This window comes from Serratia sp. J2, from assembly GCF_046269175.1.
In the GTDB taxonomy this organism is placed as follows: domain Bacteria; phylum Pseudomonadota; class Gammaproteobacteria; order Enterobacterales; family Enterobacteriaceae; genus Chania; species Chania fonticola_C.
Window position 1 is genome coordinate 1 of sequence record NZ_JBKABN010000018.1, and the last position, 16,634, is coordinate 16,634.

13 protein-coding genes and 1 tRNA gene are annotated in these 16,634 nt (G+C 54.0%); 4 read left to right on the forward strand and 10 right to left on the reverse strand.

The window, feature by feature from the left end:
- Together ACKWMY_RS18160 and ACKWMY_RS18165 are read right to left on the reverse strand one after the other, a co-directional pair.
- Positions 1-1,341, reverse strand: a 1,341-nt coding sequence (locus ACKWMY_RS18160) for a hypothetical protein (protein WP_409486766.1), incomplete at its 3' end; no start/stop codon positions are given.
- Positions 1,338-1,778 carry a hypothetical protein gene (locus ACKWMY_RS18165; RefSeq protein WP_024528157.1) on the reverse strand — a complete coding sequence of 147 codons (441 nt, stop codon included), beginning with the start codon at positions 1,776-1,778 and terminating at the stop codon, positions 1,338-1,340. The genes ACKWMY_RS18165 and ACKWMY_RS18160, both read right to left, overlap by 4 nt.
- Before the next feature lie 1,030 nt (positions 1,779-2,808).
- On the opposite strand from ACKWMY_RS18165, the gene ACKWMY_RS18170 reads away from it, so the two are divergent.
- Positions 2,809-2,884: transfer RNA gene (locus ACKWMY_RS18170), tRNA-Asn, on the forward strand.
- A 61-nt stretch (positions 2,885-2,945) separates the two neighbouring features.
- Here the strand turns inward: ACKWMY_RS18170 and ACKWMY_RS18175 are convergent.
- From ACKWMY_RS18175 to ACKWMY_RS18205, 7 genes are all read right to left on the reverse strand, one after another.
- Positions 2,946-4,046 carry an alkylhydroperoxidase domain protein gene (locus ACKWMY_RS18175; RefSeq protein ID WP_409486767.1) on the reverse strand — a complete coding sequence of 367 codons (1,101 nt, stop codon included), beginning with the start codon at positions 4,044-4,046 and terminating at the stop codon, positions 2,946-2,948.
- Positions 4,043-5,089, reverse strand: a complete 1,047-nt coding sequence (locus ACKWMY_RS18180; RefSeq protein ID WP_024528155.1) for a putative FMN-dependent luciferase-like monooxygenase — start codon at positions 5,087-5,089, stop codon at positions 4,043-4,045. The genes ACKWMY_RS18175 and ACKWMY_RS18180 overlap by 4 nt, the downstream gene beginning before the upstream one ends.
- Positions 5,086-6,729 carry a dipeptide ABC transporter ATP-binding protein gene (locus ACKWMY_RS18185; protein WP_409486768.1) on the reverse strand — a complete coding sequence of 548 codons (1,644 nt, stop codon included), beginning with the start codon at positions 6,727-6,729 and terminating at the stop codon, positions 5,086-5,088. The genes ACKWMY_RS18180 and ACKWMY_RS18185 overlap by 4 nt, the downstream gene beginning before the upstream one ends.
- Complete coding sequence (locus tag ACKWMY_RS18190; RefSeq protein WP_409486769.1) at positions 6,726-7,616, reverse strand: ABC transporter permease; 891 nt, start codon at positions 7,614-7,616, stop codon at positions 6,726-6,728. The genes ACKWMY_RS18185 and ACKWMY_RS18190 overlap by 4 nt, the downstream gene beginning before the upstream one ends.
- Positions 7,613-8,557, reverse strand: a complete 945-nt coding sequence (locus tag ACKWMY_RS18195) for an ABC transporter permease (protein ID WP_409486770.1) — start codon at positions 8,555-8,557, stop codon at positions 7,613-7,615. The genes ACKWMY_RS18190 and ACKWMY_RS18195 overlap by 4 nt, the downstream gene beginning before the upstream one ends.
- 22 nt (positions 8,558-8,579) lie before the next feature.
- Positions 8,580-10,205 carry a TIGR04028 family ABC transporter substrate-binding protein gene (locus tag ACKWMY_RS18200; protein WP_409486771.1) on the reverse strand — a complete coding sequence of 542 codons (1,626 nt, stop codon included), beginning with the start codon at positions 10,203-10,205 and terminating at the stop codon, positions 8,580-8,582.
- A gap of 166 nt (positions 10,206-10,371) precedes the next feature.
- The gene (locus tag ACKWMY_RS18205; protein WP_409486772.1) at positions 10,372-11,667 is read right to left on the reverse strand and encodes an MFS transporter; all 1,296 of its coding nucleotides are present in this window, start codon (positions 11,665-11,667) and stop codon (positions 10,372-10,374) included.
- Positions 11,668-11,970: 303 nt separating this feature from the next.
- On the opposite strand from ACKWMY_RS18205, the gene ACKWMY_RS18210 reads away from it, so the two are divergent.
- Positions 11,971-12,687 carry a FadR/GntR family transcriptional regulator gene (locus ACKWMY_RS18210; RefSeq protein ID WP_024528149.1) on the forward strand — a complete coding sequence of 239 codons (717 nt, stop codon included), beginning with the start codon at positions 11,971-11,973 and terminating at the stop codon, positions 12,685-12,687.
- Between the two features lie 81 nt (positions 12,688-12,768).
- Here the strand turns inward: ACKWMY_RS18210 and ACKWMY_RS18215 are convergent, their stop codons facing one another.
- Entirely contained in the window at positions 12,769-14,022 is a 1,254-nt protein-coding gene (locus tag ACKWMY_RS18215; RefSeq protein WP_024528148.1) for an enolase C-terminal domain-like protein, read from the reverse strand.
- 382 nt (positions 14,023-14,404) lie between these two features.
- Here ACKWMY_RS18215 and ACKWMY_RS18220 point away from each other — a divergent pair, with 382 nt between their 5' ends.
- Complete coding sequence (locus ACKWMY_RS18220) at positions 14,405-15,175, forward strand: SDR family oxidoreductase (protein WP_409486773.1); 771 nt, start codon at positions 14,405-14,407, stop codon at positions 15,173-15,175.
- Positions 15,176-15,281: 106 nt separating this feature from the next.
- Positions 15,282-16,622 carry an MFS transporter gene (locus tag ACKWMY_RS18225; protein WP_409486774.1) on the forward strand — a complete coding sequence of 447 codons (1,341 nt, stop codon included), beginning with the start codon at positions 15,282-15,284 and terminating at the stop codon, positions 16,620-16,622.
- Positions 16,623-16,634: the final 12 nt, after the last annotated feature.

Genomic DNA, 16,634 nt, shown 5'->3' on the forward strand with positions numbered 1-16,634 from the left:
TTGGGCAGCCAGCTGTTCTTGCAGCTTCGCCATCGCCTGCTGGTTTTTTTGCGCCGATTCTTTGTTGCGCGTCGTCAGTTGATCTTGCAGCTGTTTGACCAGTTGGGCTTTGTATTCACTGTCTTTGGTCTGGGTGGCTAACTGCTCTTGCAGCTTCGCCAACGCCTGCTGATTTTGCTGCAGTTGCTTGGCCTGCAAGGCTTTTTCATCGCCAGTTTTAGCATACGCCGTCAGTTGCTCTTGCAACTTGGCACCAGCCTGCTGCAACTGCTTCACCTGTTCGGCTTTCTGCTCGCTGTCTTTGGTTTGGGCAGCCAGTTGCTCCTGCAGTTTCGCCATCGCCTGCTGGGACTTCTGGTCATTCTCTTTGCTACGTGCTGACAGTTGATCTTGCAGCTGTGTTACCTGCAAGGCTTTTTGTTCACTGTCTTTTGCCTGGGCAGCCAACTGTGCTTGCAGTTTCGCCAACGCCTGCTGATTTTGCTGCAGTTGCTTGGCCTGCTCGGCTTTTTCATCGTTAGTTTTAGCATACGCCGTCAGTTGCTCTTGCAACTTGGCACCAGTCTGTTGCAGTTGTTTCACCTGCTCAGCTTTCTGCTGGCTGTCTTTGGTCTGGGCAGCCAGTTGCTCCTGCAGCTTCGCCATCGCCTGCTGGGACTTCTGTTCATTCTCTTTGCTACGGGCTGACAACTGGTTCTGCAGTTGGGCAATGGCCTGTTGATTTTGCTGTAACGTTTGCTGCAGTTGCTTGATCTGTTGCGCTTTTTGTTCGTTATCTTTGGTTTGCGCTGCCAATTGTTGCTGCAATTGCGAACTGTTACGTTGCTCCTGCTGTTGCAGCTTCATTTGCTGCATCTGACGCTCGCTTTCCTTGGCCTGTGCGGCAAGCTGCTGCTGCAGCCGCACATTTTCACGTTGGCTTTGCTCAATGGCCTGTTGCAGACGCGCCAACTCTGCTGAAGAACCCGCTGACTGAGATTGCGCTTTACGCAACTGTTCAAGAGTCGCTTCCTGGCTGGTGACTTTGGCTTTCAGCTGATTGATGGTTGCCTGCAGCGTCTTCATCTCGCGAATACGCTCACTGCCCCTCTCATCCGCCGACTTTGCCAGTGCGTTAGGTTTGCTGCCGGCAGGCTTACTACTTTTGGGTCTTGCAGGTTCTGCTGTATCCAGTTGGGAAGGCGTCAGAAACAGGAGTGCCGGAGCCTCATCCACCTGGCGTGTGATCGCGTCCAGTGAATTCAACGCATGGGCATCGGGATTAACTGCCTCCTCAGCCCTTACGACTCCTAGCGGCAACGCCAACGTCAACAAGGCACCGCAATATATCCTGCGTTTCATTTCACGCTTTCCCCTCTCTGGATCAGGCCTTGCAGGACATCACGTTCGATCTCGGCACATAACTGATTGGTCTTGTATTTGTACAACGCATCAAGAGTGTCTTTGGTTGTCGAATTGACATCGCCGCGCACCGCGCTATAAACCGAGGCATTGTTCACCAGACGGTTAAAGTTGGCCTGTTTGACCGCGTAAGCCTTCGGATTAACCTGCTTGAGTGAGGCCAACTCGCTTTGGCAAAGGCCAATCTTGCTGGTTTTGGTTTCTGCGGCAACCGGTTGTGGTGGCGGGGACACGCTGATCTGCTGAGGGGGAGCTTGTACGGTGGTCGCTGGCGAGTCTTCTTGCGAACGGGTCTGTGCGGTTTTCTGGCATCCTGCCAGCAATAAACCACTGCACAGTATTACGCCTAAACAGAGGTTCTTTTGGGTGCTTATCATCGAAAATTCCTTTCAAAAAATTCCGTTACCGATAGGTCAACTCAGACAAGATCGGTTATATCCTGGATAAATAATAGGTGCACTTTTCAGCAATGATATAGGGGAGGCTCTTCAGTAGCAAACATTCACTGGAGCTATACTATGGCCGCTCATTGCCCTACTCTTGCAACGTTCGCCATGGTCTATTGACTTAACGAATACTGAGCCGGGTTTCCTCGATGACCTGCATAGCGCAATAATGCGCCGCAACTTGCCAGCGATTTAACCTACCCACGACGTTTATGAAGTGCAAAATAATACTGGTATTTTGTATATCCAGCAACTCTACAAGCGAGCCTGAACGCCGAGTTGCGGGGCAAAAACGGCGTTAGTCGCCAGGAAGGATAAGGATACGCTCCGGTATGCAACAGCATCCACTCTGATTCCCCGGTAAAGAAAACCGCAAAAAATCAAAATAATATACATTAAAAACAATTAGATAGATTAATTAATGACGATATCCGCCGCTATGCTTCTGCCCGTCATTTTTCCGAATAAAGATGACTATTAACCATGATAAAAAATAGATGTTTATATTATTAAAAATGCATTTTTTGGCGATTTACTCCACACGTGCCCGGATGATTTTCTATAACGACAGCACGAACCAAAGATTTATCCGAGGCATTCTGATTGTTGTGTTAAAAATACGGGGTTTGATGATAATCCTTAAGCTGGCTCTCCCATCGATTATTAGGAACAATCCCCACAAATTACAGGAAATATCTTAGCAAAAAATCTCATTTCCTCGCTTTATTATTAGGAATTTTCTCGGCCTTGCTCTTTAAAATATCCACACCTCGCAAAAATTCGGGATTAACTCACAAAATGTGTTCGGCCTACATTGATAGTGGACTGCCTGCCAGTGATAAAGTTTAAGCTGCTGGAAAATAAGCCGATTTGCTCATAACCTCGACAAACGGAACTTTTGTGCATTTTCATGCTTTACAAGCCCCATCGGCACCGCTATTATTCGCCCCGTTCACACGATTCCTCTGTAGTTCAGTCGGTAGAACGGCGGACTGTTAATCCGTATGTCACTGGTTCGAGTCCAGTCAGAGGAGCCATATTTAGAAAAGCCCGCTTAGGCAACTAAGCGGGCTTTTTGCTGTTTAAACACCGTGTGACTCAATCGTCATAAGGTTCGCCGAGCGTGAGCATCAAGCGGTTGGCCCAGGCAAAGAAGGCCGTCGCCTGCACCAGGTCCAACAGTTCCAGTTCGCCCAACCCTTGTTCGCGTAACGCAGCCAACTGAGCCGCATTGGCCTGCGGTGGCGTAGCCGAAAGCGCGGCGGCAAAGTCTATTTGGGTACGCCAATCCTCACCCTGCCCTTCGCTCAAGTTCCCTCCCGGTGCGATATCCAGCAGGCGCTGCACCTCTTCTGCCCTTTTGGATAACTGCGCCGCTTTACGCGCATGCACCGAGGCACAGTAAATACAGCCGTTCACCTTGCTGGCCACCGCCGCAGCCAACTCCCGATCCTGGCGGGCCAAACCGCCAGCGGTGTAGAAAATAGCCCGATCCGTGATGGTTCTCTGTTCCAACACCGCATGATCGCGAGCCAGCAAACGGAAATAGTCGGAATCCGCGTGGCCGAACTTGCTCAGCAAGGCTTTTCCCGGCTCGTCAAACGCCTCCAAGGATTTAGCCGCAATCCAAGGTTCCCATCCCAACTCCTGGCTGGTGAACGCTGGCGGTGCATTGCGACCACTGGCTGTATGACTCGCGGTGCGCCAGGCCGAGGCTCGGACAGGAGCACGACCGCTGGTCGCTACCGGTAATCCTGCCAGCAAGCGGTAGCCGAACAACAGACGGATCTGGAAACTGACAAAGGCGATCAGTTGTGAAAGCGTGACAATGTCATCCAACGACCACCCCGCCTGTTGCAGAGCCTGTAAGTGTTTGGCTTCGGCCCCGGCAGGCTTGAAGGCCAGGCGTTCTGCATGATCCAATGCAGCCTGCAAACGTGGGCCGTCTGCGGGCTGAGCTTGTTGCAATTGGGCATAATGCGCCGCCAGTTGCCGATCGCCGTGCCATTCACTGATACGTTGTGCCAACAGCAGGCGCTCCGCAATCCCAAAGCCGCCCACATCCTGTGGCGCGAACAGCCTCTGATAGCTGGCCTCAATCCCGTCGGTGGCCGCCTGACGTGTTGCTCTGGCCTGTGCCAAAGGAGAGTCTGGGGCGATTTCAGCCAGTCTGGTCAGGTGATCCTGGGTGTCGGTCATACGTTTTCCTCTGCGTGATGTGAATAAGCCAACGTGGCAGGGTTGCGCCGCTGCCACCCCAATGCTGGTGCAACGTCGCGAGCAATCAGCTCAATAGAGCGCAAAATATAGGCGTGTGGCGGATCGATAGAGTGCACCTGAAATGCCAAATCGGTGACGCGGGCCAGCGCGCTATCGCGTTGCAACGAGGCGATCACCTGTTCTGGCGTACCGAGATGCACGTCAAAAGCGCGGATCAGACCGTCGAGCGACTCATCCTGCACCTGATGCCCACTGGCGCGTAAACGCTCCAATCCACGGCTAAGCCCCTGTGCAGCAAAATCCCGTGCACGGTTCTGATCTTCGGTCACAAAAGCGGTGCGCGATCCCATGATGCGGGGCTCCACCCCAGGCGGCAGCGCGGCGAGATAGGCATCAATAATCGGATTTTGCAGCTCATCGAGTGGCGTATCCGGTGTGGCTGGCGGCCGGGGTTGAGTACGTGACAACATCAGCCCATCCCCAGCCTTACCAGCCCGGATCCCACCTTCAACCGAGAAGGTGGCTTGCCAAACGCGTTTTTTCAATTGGGGAGCGGCCGGATAGAGACGGTTGGTGGCGTTGCCGAGCGCTTCGCCGCCCCAGGCATCCAGCAGAATGCGTAAATTATCGTTAAACGCCGCATTACGCCGCTCGGCATCAATACCAAAAGCGCTAAACGAAGACGGGGTTCCTCCTGCCGCCAGCCCCACTTCCAACCGGCCACCAGATAGCAGATCCAACACTGCCGTATCTTCCGCCACGCGAACGGCAGACTCCATCGGCAGGGTGATCACTCCAGTCCCCAAACGAATATGCCGGGTGTGCGCCGCAGCCTGAGCCAAAAAAACCAGGGGTGAAGGCAGCCCGCCCTCATCCTGATGAAAATGGTGCTGCGCAACCCATGCGGTGTCGAACCCGGCGCGTTCGGCATGGACAATCTGCTCGGTGGCCAGCCGATAACGTTCCTGAGCACTGCCGTTATCCAGCAGGCGGGTAAAAAAGCCGAGGCGTTTAGCGCTCATGAGGCATCCTTCAAAGTTTGATACATCGCACGGCCAGGAATGGCCGCAATCAATTGGCGGGTATAGTCACTGCCCGGCCGGGCAAATATCTCGGCGGTAGTGCCCACATCTACCTGCTCCCCACGGCACAGCACCGAGACGCTGTGCGAGATTTGCCGCACCGTCGCCAGATCGTGTGAAATAAAGAGGTAGGTCAGCCCCAGCTCCTGCTGTAGCTGCTGCAATAAGCGCAGGATTTGCGCCTGCACGGTCACGTCTAGTGCCGAAGTTGCCTCATCCAATACCAACACCCGAGGCTGCAGTATCAGAGCACGGGCGATGGCGACCCGTTGGCGTTGGCCACCGGAAAGCTCACGCGGTTTGCGCGTCAAGAGCTCGGCAGGCAGAGCAACTCGCTCGAACAGTTCCCGCACCCGCCGGTAACGCTCAGCCTTGGCGACAGGCTCAAAGTTGAGCAACGGCTCTTCGATCGCCTGATACAAGGTTTGCGCCGGATCGAGCGAAGCAAAGGGGTTTTGATAGACCAGTTGGATACGCCGCCGAAACTGGCGCAGCGCCTCGCCCTTTAGCCGGGTAAAATCGACGCCGTCGATAACGATCTGCCCAGCATCCGGCCGCTGAAAACCCAACAGGCAGCGGGCCAAGGTGGTTTTACCGGAGCCAGACTCGCCGACAAGCGCATGTGTGGTGCCGCGCTGCACGCTGAACGACACCCGATCCAAAGCGCGGAACGGCTGCCCGCCTCTGCCAGCAAAACGGAAATCCTTCACCAGTTCGTTGACGACGATAGCCGGTTCCGCCTTACGGACAATCGCTGGCGGAGCGACGGAGGCCAGCGAAGGCACATCGGCAAACAAGCGGCGGGTATATTCATGCGCCGGTGCCTGCAATACCGCCGCCGTTTGCCCCTGTTCTTGTACCCTGCCATGACGAAATACCAGCAGCCGATCGGCCCGTTCCGCCGCCACGCCCAAATCATGGGTGACGAACAGTACCGCCGTGCCAAACTCCTGACGCAGTTCGTCGATCAGATCGAGAATGCGTTTTTGTACCGTCACGTCCAACGCACTGGTCGGTTCATCGGCAATAATCAACGCAGGCTGTAACGCGATGGCGATGGCAATCAGCACCCGCTGTTTCATACCGCCAGAAAGTTCGTGCGGATACTGACGCGCCCGCAATTCCGGGTGAGTCAACCCCACGCGAGTGAGTAACTCCACTACCCGAAGCTGTACCCGCTTGCGTGGCAGGCGTTGGTGAATATTAATGATCTCGGCAACCTGCTCACCGATGGTTTTAACCGGGTTCAGCGAACTGGCGGGATCTTGCGGGATCAGACTTATCTGCGCACCACGCACCGCATCCAACTGGCGCGGTGACCAGTGCGCAATATCGGTGCCATTGAGCCGGATCGCCCCCTGCTCCAGGCGGCCATTTTCCGCCAGCAGGCCGATAATCGCCTGGGCCGTGGTGGTTTTCCCCGATCCAGACTCCCCAACCAGGGCAACGACTTCCCCCGGCTGAATGGTAAAAGAAACGTTGTGCACTACCCGCTGGCTGCTGTTGCCCTGCTGATAGGCGATAGAAACGTTATCCAGCTCCAGCAAGGGCACAGGTGAAACGGTTGTCTGTGGGTTCATCGGCGCGCGCTCCCTAATGCATGGCTGATTCGGTTGGCGGCCAGCACCACGGCAACCACCATCAGGCCGGGGAAGGTAGTCAGCCACCAGGCCGTTGAGATGTAGTTACGCCCTTCGGCGATCAGCAAGCCCCATTCCGGCGTGGGCGGTGGCGTGCCGTATCCCAGAAAACTCAGGGTGGCAATCGCCAGAATGGCATTGCCAAACTGTAGGGCAGAGAATGCAATCACCGAGGTCAGCGAATTAGGCAAAATATGCCGCCATAGCACCGCCCAAAAGTGTCCGCCGCTGCCGTAGGCCGCTTCAACGTAGTCGCTGTGCCGCACCCTCAGCACCTCCGCACGTGCCAGACGCGCAAAGTTGGCCACCGACGAGATCCCCACCGCCAGCGCCGCATTCACCGTGCCGAAGCCCAGCAGGATAATTACGCTCAAAGAAAGCAGCAGCCCAGGGATCGACAGCAAAACATCAACCAAGCGCATCACAACATCATCGACGATGCCGCCTAAAGCCCCCGCGACCAGGCCCAACGACGTCCCCACAACCAGCCCCAGCGCTACGGCAACTAGCGCTGCGGATAAAGTGTGCGATGCGCCATACACGATCCGGGCGGAGAGATCGCGCCCCAGCGGATCGGTGCCTAGCCAGTGTTCACCACCGGGTGCCAGACGTTGTGCTCCGGCAATCCCTTCCGTGCCGCTGTACGCAGTAAAGAGTTCTGGGGCGATCGCCCATAGCACAGCGATCCCAAGCACGATCCAGGCTAGCCACAGGCTAAGCGGATAACGCCGCTGAGCAGGCCTGGCTGTGCGTACACTCCCTTCGGCTTCCCCACCGGACAGATCGCGTTCCGGCATCACGGATTTTTCCAACGGAATACTGCTCATCGGGTCGCTCCTGCATAGGTTTTCAGTCTGGGATCGAGCAACGGGAACAGCAGATCGACCAGCAGATTGAGGAAGACAAAGGCGGCGGCAGAGATCATTACCACCGCCTGTAGCACCGCCACATCCTGGTTCACGACCGCCTGCTGTGTCAGTTGCCCCAGGCCACTGCGGCCAAATACGGTTTCGGTGATCAGCGCTCCGGCGATCAGTTCGCCAAACAAAATGCCCGCGATAGTCAGCACCGGCAGCATGGCGTTACGCGCCACATGTCGCCACAGCACTCCGCTACGGCTAGCCCCTTTGGCACGCGCCACCGCCACAAACGGCTGAGTTTGCACGCTATCAATGCTGCGGATCAGGATCTGCGCCAGCGGTGCAGAGATTGGGATTGCCAAGGTGGCGATCGGCAACAGTAGGCCAACCCACTCGCCTGGATTAATGATCGGCACCAGCTTCAGCCGGAATGAGAAGATCTGGATCAACACGATGCCAAGCCAGAAGGTGGGAACCGACACAAACAGCGCAGGCAGCGATTGCAGCGTCGATTTCAGCCAGCCAAAACCGGTCAGATTGGAGACAAAGGCAATGACCAGTGCCAACAGCAAGGCCAGGGTGAAACCCAGCACCGCCAGTTGCAGGGTGGCAGGCAGGTTGGCAGCCAGCAAGGCACTCACCGGCACGCCGTTCTGGATCGAATAGCCCAAATCACCGCGCAGGAAATTCCCCAGCGTATGCAGATATTGCTGCCACAGGGGGATATCGGCACCGTAGGCGGCGCGCATGTCGGCAATCTGCGCCGGACTAAGGCCCATATCCGGGTTCTGAAATTTAATCAGGATCGCGTCGCCTGGCAGCATCTGCAGCAAGATAAACGACAGCGTAAATGCCGCCCATAGCACCAACAACGCCTGCCCGGTTCGGCCACTCAGGTATTTCAGCATCTTTATCTCCTCGAATATGGCGTTACCGTTTCTCTAACCATGCGCCATAGAAGCTTGGCCGACCCACGGCTTCAAAGTTGACACCTTTCAGATAGGGAGCACCGGCAAAGACCTGCGGCTCTTCAAAGAACGGGATTACATAGGCCTGATCCAGCAGATACTTTTGCGCCTCACCGGCAATCTGTAAGCGCTTGGCCGGGTCCACTTCAGAGGCGATCCCCAGCAGCAGTTGGTTCAGTGAGTTGTCGATAAATTTACTGTTCTGGCTGGTGCCCCCCTGCTGCAACAGGCCATCACGATTGGTGGGATAAAACTGGCTTTTAATCACATCGGGATCGGCACGGCCCACTTCTACCACCGAAGCCGGGGTCTTTTGCGGATCGAGGTTATCCGCCACCCGGCTACCTGCATCGCCTGCCAAGATATTCAACCGCGCCCCCACCTTGCCCCACTGCTGCGAGACCAGTTGTAGCACCGCCTTGTTTTGCGGCTGTGGCAGCGACTCGTACACCGTTAACAACAGCTTCTTACCATCCTTCTGGCGCAGGCCGTCGCTGCCCTTTTGCCAACCGGCGTCATCCAGCAGGCGGTTGGCCTTCGCCAGATCGAAGGTCAATTTGTCGGAGAGATCGACAAAACCGGCTGCCGAGGAGGCAATCACCGATTTGGCTTGTGGGTAGTTGGCAGAGAACAGCGTATTGACGATCTGTTTGCTGTCGGTGGCATGCAGCAGCGCTTGCCGCACGCGAATGTCAGCCACCAGCGGATTGTCTGGTCTGAAGGCAATGCTGTCGTTGACGCCACGGGTTGGCGCAGCATAGATCGTAAAGCCCTGATCCTGGGTTTGCTTCTCATCGTAAGCCTGGATCTGGCGAATAAAGTCCGCCTGTCCGGCCTGCAACGCACCAATTCGCACGCTGTCTTCCGGAGTGACGATCACCTTGATGGCATCCAGATTGGCCCGCCCTTGCTGAGCCAGCTTGGCCGGTCCCCAGTGATAGTCTTTACGTACGCTGAGATCGACCTCGCGCCCCAGGGTTTCACCGCTCACCACAAACGGGCCAGAGCCGATAATATGGCGCGCATCACCCAGTTCATCGTATTGGCGGTTCAGCGTACTGAGCGACACCAACCCGGAACCGATGGTCGCCGTACCTTGCAGGAAGCCTGGGGACGAGCGTTTGAAATAGAATTTGACCGTCAGCGGATCGATGACTTCACTGTGGTCATAGTTATTGATCACCTCGGAAACCGGCAAGCGCAGCGATTTATTGCCCAAACCGTAGGTATCAAAGTTCTTCGCTACCGCGTTGGCATCCAGCGGCGTCCCGTCGGAGAACGTCACGCCGGGGCGGAGTTTGAAGGTATATTCCGTTTTATCGGGGTTGCTGGACCAGGACTCGGCGATCCAGGGTTCGATCTCCAGCGTCTTGGGGTTCTGGTAGGTCAGCTTGTCGGTGACCTGGTTAAGGATACCGCCGTTGGGATAAAACCCGCCGGAAGGGGGATACAGATTGGTATGGGCCTGCTGCTCCAGATAGATCAGAGTGCCGCCCTGCACCGCCGCGATGGCCGGGCTCGCCGCAGCCGCAGCGCCTAAGACCACTGCCAGTCCGCTGGTTAACGTCTTGAAAGGAAAATTAAACATAGGTGCCGTGCCTTCTTTATGTCGGTTTGTTATGGGGTAGATAACAAACCAAAACGGCACGGAGTTGAACGAACTAATTTCGCTAACTAATGATGGAAAACGCACAAGGGCAAGTCGCTGGCAGCCACTCCATGCAGGGCCGGGTGGATAACCGGCCCTGCATGAATCAAGATATTGCTACCGCTCTTGATACGCCAGTCGCCGAAGGTTTATTGCTAAAGCGGGTGAACGCCGTCAACACCACTGCAATCACCAGCGAGGTTCCCATAAAGACGTATGACGCCTGCGGTCCATGGAAAATCCCATTCAGATACCCGACTATCCATGCCCCAACGAAGGAACCCAACGCCCCAAAGCTGACAATGAACGCCATGGCTCCTGCCATCACGTTACGTGGCAACAACTCTGGGATAGCGGCAAAGAATGGCCCATAAGGCGTATACATCGCCCCACCGGCGATAACCAGAAGAATATAGGACAGCCAGAAGTGGTTGGATCCCAACGTAAATGAAGCGCAGAAACACACCGCCCCCAGCCCGAGGAATAACAGCACAATCAATTTACGCTGTTGGTATTTATCAGAAAAGTAAGAGGCCGTGAGCATCAGCGGTACCGCCAACAGGTACGGTGCGGCAGACAACCAACCGGTGGCGACAATGCCCATACCGGATGCGGTTTTCAGGATCGACGGCAACCACATGATGAAACCGTACATGCCAATATTCCAGAAGAAGTGGATAAATGACAGTGACAACACTTTACGAGAACGGAACGCTTCACCATAGTTCTTGATCGGTTTCATCTCGGCCTGCTCAGCCAATAATGCCGCTTCCAGATCGATCTTCTCCTGTTCACTGAGCCATTTAGCGTCGGCTGGACGATCCACAAAGATCACCCACCAGATCGCCGCCCAGATAATGGCAGGCACACCTTCGATAATAAACATGCCACGCCAGCCGAAGGCATCCACCAAATAGCCGGAGAGAATCGACATCCACAGCACGGTGATTGGGTTCCCCAGGAACAAGAAGGTGTTGGCCTTCGAGCGTTCATGCTTGGTAAACCAGTGACTAAGGAATACCAGCATCGCAGGCATCACCACACTTTCTGCAACCCCTAACAAAAAGCGGATAACCGCCAATGCGGCTACGCTGTGCACCATACCGGTCGCGGTCGCCAAAATCCCCCACAGTATCAGGCTCCAGAAGATCAACTTTTTCGCACTGCGCTTTTCCGCATAGATGCCGCCAGGCACCTGGAAAAAGAAATAGCCCAGGAAGAATAGCGCCCCTAATAGCGAAGACATACCTGGCGTGATATTCAGATCCTGCGCCAACCCGGAAGCGGCACCAAAACCATAGTTGGCGCGATCCAGATAGGCCAGACTGTAGGTGATAAATGCCAGCGGGATCAGTTTTCGCCAGCGAATCGGGGCCAATTTTTTTGGCAAACTCAAGCTCATAATTCTTTTCCCAACGGTGATTAATGTTCAGCAGCCTGTTCATCCATTGGCCGCGTTCGTTGCTAATCCATGTGATTAAGAACCTGTCATACATTAACCTGTATGACATCATTCATGTATAAAAATGCGACACATGTCCACCTTGATCAATAGCCAATACAGCAATTTTAAATCTCGATCACAAAATTAATTTTCTGCCGTTACGTCAGAGCCAAGACACAAATTCAGTCGCCACCGCTTCACACCCAAGGCCGAGCGTGCTATACCACAGGCATGTTGTAGGACAACCTGATGACGGAGCTTATGAGCATTCAATCGATCCAAAAACACAATGTGGTCAATGCGGTTTACGAGCAGATCAAAGAAAAACTGCTTGATGGCAGTTGGCCTCCGGGGAGTAAACTCCCCTCTGAAGCTGAGCTGACAGTCTCCTTCAACGTTAGCCGCGTCAGTATCCGCAGTGCAGTACAACGCCTGCGTGATTTGGGGATTGTGGTCACTCAGCAAGGCAAAGGCAGTTTTGTCAGCAAAAACCTCAACCAGCAAAGCCTGCTCAATGAACAGCAACCCATCATGCACCTCAGCCGCGAAGAGTTTCACGACATGATGGTGTTTCGCCAGACGGTTGAATTCAAATGCATGGAACTGGCGGTGCTAAACGCCACGCCAGAAGACATTACCGCGCTGGAACAAGCGCTAAACCGCATGCTGGTCAACAAGGATGACTATAAGAAATATTCCCAGGCCGACTTTGACTTTCATCTGGCGATCGCCAAAGCATCACAAAACAAGGTGTTCTACAGCGTGATGAACTCCATCAAAGATACCTATTATTACTATCTGGAAGAGCTGAATCGCGCCTTGGGCATCTCGCTGGAAAGCGTGGAAGCACACATCAAAGTCTTTATGGCGATCAAAAACCGTGACTCGACCACCGCCGTTGCAGTGCTGAATGAAGCCATGTCAGAAAACGTGACGGCAATTGAAAAGCTGAAACAGTCAACACCAGATGCCGAGTGACGTTTCACCCCCTCCCCCAAATTGAGGAGGGGCATCACCTTTCACGGATGACAAATGTCGTTTCCAGGTCAGCCCCTGAGCTTATGGCCGGGAAGCCGTGCCGTCTGGCGTGCGCGCCATGGTCCAGGAAGGAATACCGCCAACGCAGGGATACTGCGCCGCTTTCTTCTCATCAATATCAATCCCCAGCCCTGGGCGATCGCTCAGATAGGCATAACCCTGCTCGATTTCCGGGCAGCCTGGGAACACTTCACGCAACGCGTCATTCACCGGCGTATATTCCTGGATGCCGAAGTTGGTTATGCTCATATCAAGGTGCAGGTTGGCGCAAACGCCCACTGGAGAGATATCTCCAGGGCCATGCCAGGCGGTACGTACACCATGGATCTCACTGAGAGTCGCCAGTTTTTTCGCTGGCGTAATACCGCCAATGGTGCTGACGTGGCAGCGGATATAATCAATCAGATTATTGGTGATCAGCGGCCTCCAGTCATTGATATTGGTAAACAATTCCCCCATTGAGATCGGCGTAGAGGTTTGCTGGCGCATGATTTTAAGCCAGTCGATATTTTCGGGTGCCACCGGATCTTCAAGATAGAACAGCTGGTATTGCTCTAAGGTTTTTGCCAGTTGAATGGAAGCGATTGGCGTCACGCGCTCGTGAACGTCATGGATAAACTCGATGCCGAAACCTAGCTTGTTGCGCAGGTGGTCAAACAGGCGTGGCACGCTTTTCACATAGGCTTCCGGATCGAAATAAATCCCCGGCGTGCTGGAACGTGGCGAACGTTTGGGCTGGATGTTTTTGGCCCGAGCCAACTGAGTAGCGATCAGTTTCAGATCGTCTGTTCCCGCCCCACCATACATGCCCATCTGGCAACGTACGTATTGATAACCTTCTTCCATACGGGCACGAATGTTATCTTCCACCTCAAATTCGTCACTGCCGTCGGTATGCACATACAGCGGGATGCCGTCACGGCATTGCCCCCCCAGCAACTCATACACTGGCATGCCTGCCAATTTGCCCTTGATATCCCACAATGCCATATCCACACCGGATAGTGCGTTGTTCATGATCGGGCCACTGCGCCAATAGCCGCTCACGCAGGCAGACTGCCAGATATCTTCGATTCGCGCCGGATCTTTGCCAATCAAAAACGGTGCCATGTATTCATCAATGGCAGTTTTCACCGCGTGAATACGCTGGGTAAAGGTAGCGCATCCCAGGCCATAAAGCCCCGGTTGGTTGGTTTCTACTTTAACCACGGCCAAATCAATGCCGCCCGGTGCCGTCAGAATGGTTTTCACCGCAGTGATTCTTAGATTACTCACAGTAACTCCTTAATTTAAAAGCCTGAGCTGTTAACTTCATCATTCATAACTGGCCGCCAATGCTTTACGGCGAACCACTAAGACCAGTCAGATCTACCAACTCAATGGTTGTCCTACAAGTTATTTCACTTATATCACCGAATATTTTTTTACCCAACCAAACAGATTTGATTTTGTGCGCTAGCACACAAAGCTCGTCAAAACGCCATCATATAACTGTTTTATAATAGAAAAATAATCCACTAAAATAATGTTTTGTGATCTTCATGGCAAAAAACACTCAAGCGCATTGATTTAAACTCCGCCATAACCCAGTTTAAATATGAATGATGTCATACAAGCTGACACTGTCCATTGATAAGACCACTAATGAGGATTTGCTATGTCTGCTGCACTATTTGATTTGACTGGGAAAACGGCACTGGTAACGGGGTCCGCCCGAGGTTTGGGATTTGCCTATGCGGAAGGTCTGGCGGCCTCGGGAGCCAGCGTGATCCTGAACGATATACGCGAAGAGTTGCTGCAAGGCTCGGTCGCCAAGTTACGCGACCAAGGTTACCAGGCGCACGGTGTGGCATTTGACGTCACCAATGAAGAGGCGGTAGAAAACGCCTTTGCCGCTCTGGAACAACAGGGATTGCGGGTGGATATCCTGATCAACAACGCTGGTATCCAATACCGTAAGCCCATGGTTGAGCTGGAACTCGAACAGTGGCAACGGGTGATCGACACTAACCTGACCAGCGCATTTATTGTGTCCCGCGCGGCGGCAAAACGTATGATCGCCCGAGGCAAAGGCGGTAAAATCATCAATATCGGCTCACTCACCAGCCAGGCAGCACGCCCTACCGTTGCCCCATACACCGCGGCCAAGGGGGGCATCAAAATGCTGACCTGCGCCATGGCCGCCGAATGGGCCGAATTCAATATTCAGACCAACGCGATAGGCCCAGGTTATATCCTCACCGACATGAATACCGCGCTGATTGAAAATAAAACGTTCGATGCCTGGGTCAAAGCCAGCAACCCGTCTCAACGCTGGGGCAAGCCGGAAGAACTGATTGGCACCGCCGTATTCCTCTCTTCTGCCGCTTCCGACTATATCAACGGCCAGATCATCTACGTCGATGGCGGTTGGTTAGCCGTGCTGTAACCGTTCTACATTCGACTTGTAAGTGCTTTTACCCACAACTCAAGGTTGTGGGTAGCACTGCTGTATCCGGCTGTTTGTAGAATCAACAACTGACCAGGACAATAAAATGAAAGCAACAAAGTCGCGATTCTTTATTCTGTCGCTGTTGTTTATTGTAACGGCGATAAATTATATGGACCGGGCCAACCTGTCCGTCGCTGGCAGTAAAATTCAGTCCGAATTTGATTTGAGCTCCACCCAGCTTGGCCTGCTATTTTCCATGTTTACCTGGTTCTATGCCGCCAGCCAGATCCCGGTAGGCTACGTGCTGGATCGTATCGGCTCACGTATTCTGTACGGTAGTGCCATTATTCTGTGGAGCGTCTTCACCTTCCTGATGGGGTTTGCCTCGCATCACCTATTCGCTACGGCAACGGCGTCCTTCCTGATGTTGCTGGCCTGTAGGGCATTAATCGGTATTGCTGAAGCGCCCTCCTTCCCTTCCAACACCAAAATTATCGCCACCTGGTTCCCCGATCATGAACGGGCACGGGCAACGGCAATTTACTCCAGCGCACAATACATCGGCCTGGCGCTGTTAACCCCAGCACTGTCGTTTATCGTTGCGGAATATGGCTGGGAAATGTCGTTCTATCTGTCTGGCGGCGTCGGCATTCTGTTCGGTATTTATTGGTTACTGAAATATCGCGATCCTCAGCATAGTCATGGCACCAACCAACAGGAGCTGGATTACATTCGCGAAGGGGGTGGCTACGGCTCGAAAAACCAGGCCAACGTCAGTGAGAAAGTCCGTTGGAGCGATATCAGCTTCTTCCTGAAGAATCGTACCATCTGGGGCCTGTTTATCGCCCAGTTCGCCTGCTCGTCTACCCTTTATTTCTTCCTGACCTGGTTTATCGTCTATCTGGAAAAAGGCCTGAACCTGTCCATTGCCAAAGCCGGTCTGGGTGCTTCCTTCCCATACCTGATGGCGATGGCCGGGGTACTGTGCGGCGGAACTCTGAGCGATATGCTATTGAAAAAAGGCAAGTCACGGACTTTTGCCCGTAAGTTGCCGGTAATGAGCGGTTTATGCCTGACCATGGTGATCTGCCTGGTCAATTTCTTTGAGGATCGGCCGGTTATCGCTATCCTATCTATTGCCTTCTTCGCCAATGCCTTCTCCAATCTTGGCTGGGTGGTATGGAGCGATGTAATACCCCGTAACTTTATCGGCACCATGGGCGGCTGTCTGAATATCTGCGGCAATCTCTCCGGTATCGTCAGTCCAATCGTGATCGGTGTGATCTTGCAACGTACCAACAACTTCCAGTATGCGATGTGGTATATCTCCGCCGTCGCGCTGGCTGGCCTGCTGGCCTACACCTTCCTGGTGGGAAAAATCGAAGTGATCGTTCCGCCCAAAGCTGAAAAAAACCTCCCACAGCGCACCGCGCAAGAACTCTAATTGAGGCCCAAA

Excerpts from the sequence above, each read along its gene's own strand:
- ACKWMY_RS18175 (WP_409486767.1), bottom strand. The coding sequence starts at position 4,046 with ATGACCGACACCCAGGATCACCTGACCAGACTGGCTGAAATCGCCCCA.
- ACKWMY_RS18165 (WP_024528157.1), bottom strand. The coding sequence starts at position 1,778 with ATGATAAGCACCCAAAAGAACCTCTGTTTAGGCGTAATACTGTGCAGT.
- ACKWMY_RS18225 (WP_409486774.1), top strand. The coding sequence starts at position 15,282 with ATGAAAGCAACAAAGTCGCGATTCTTTATTCTGTCGCTGTTGTTTATT.
- ACKWMY_RS18190 (WP_409486769.1), bottom strand. The coding sequence starts at position 7,616 with ATGAGCAGTATTCCGTTGGAAAAATCCGTGATGCCGGAACGCGATCTG.
- ACKWMY_RS18185 (WP_409486768.1), bottom strand. The coding sequence starts at position 6,729 with ATGAACCCACAGACAACCGTTTCACCTGTGCCCTTGCTGGAGCTGGAT.
- ACKWMY_RS18210 (WP_024528149.1), top strand. The coding sequence starts at position 11,971 with ATGAGCATTCAATCGATCCAAAAACACAATGTGGTCAATGCGGTTTAC.
- ACKWMY_RS18205 (WP_409486772.1), bottom strand. The coding sequence starts at position 11,667 with ATGAGCTTGAGTTTGCCAAAAAAATTGGCCCCGATTCGCTGGCGAAAA.
- ACKWMY_RS18195 (WP_409486770.1), bottom strand. The coding sequence starts at position 8,557 with ATGCTGAAATACCTGAGTGGCCGAACCGGGCAGGCGTTGTTGGTGCTA.
- ACKWMY_RS18200 (WP_409486771.1), bottom strand. The coding sequence starts at position 10,205 with ATGTTTAATTTTCCTTTCAAGACGTTAACCAGCGGACTGGCAGTGGTC.
- ACKWMY_RS18220 (WP_409486773.1), top strand. The coding sequence starts at position 14,405 with ATGTCTGCTGCACTATTTGATTTGACTGGGAAAACGGCACTGGTAACG.
- ACKWMY_RS18180 (WP_024528155.1), bottom strand. The coding sequence starts at position 5,089 with ATGAGCGCTAAACGCCTCGGCTTTTTTACCCGCCTGCTGGATAACGGC.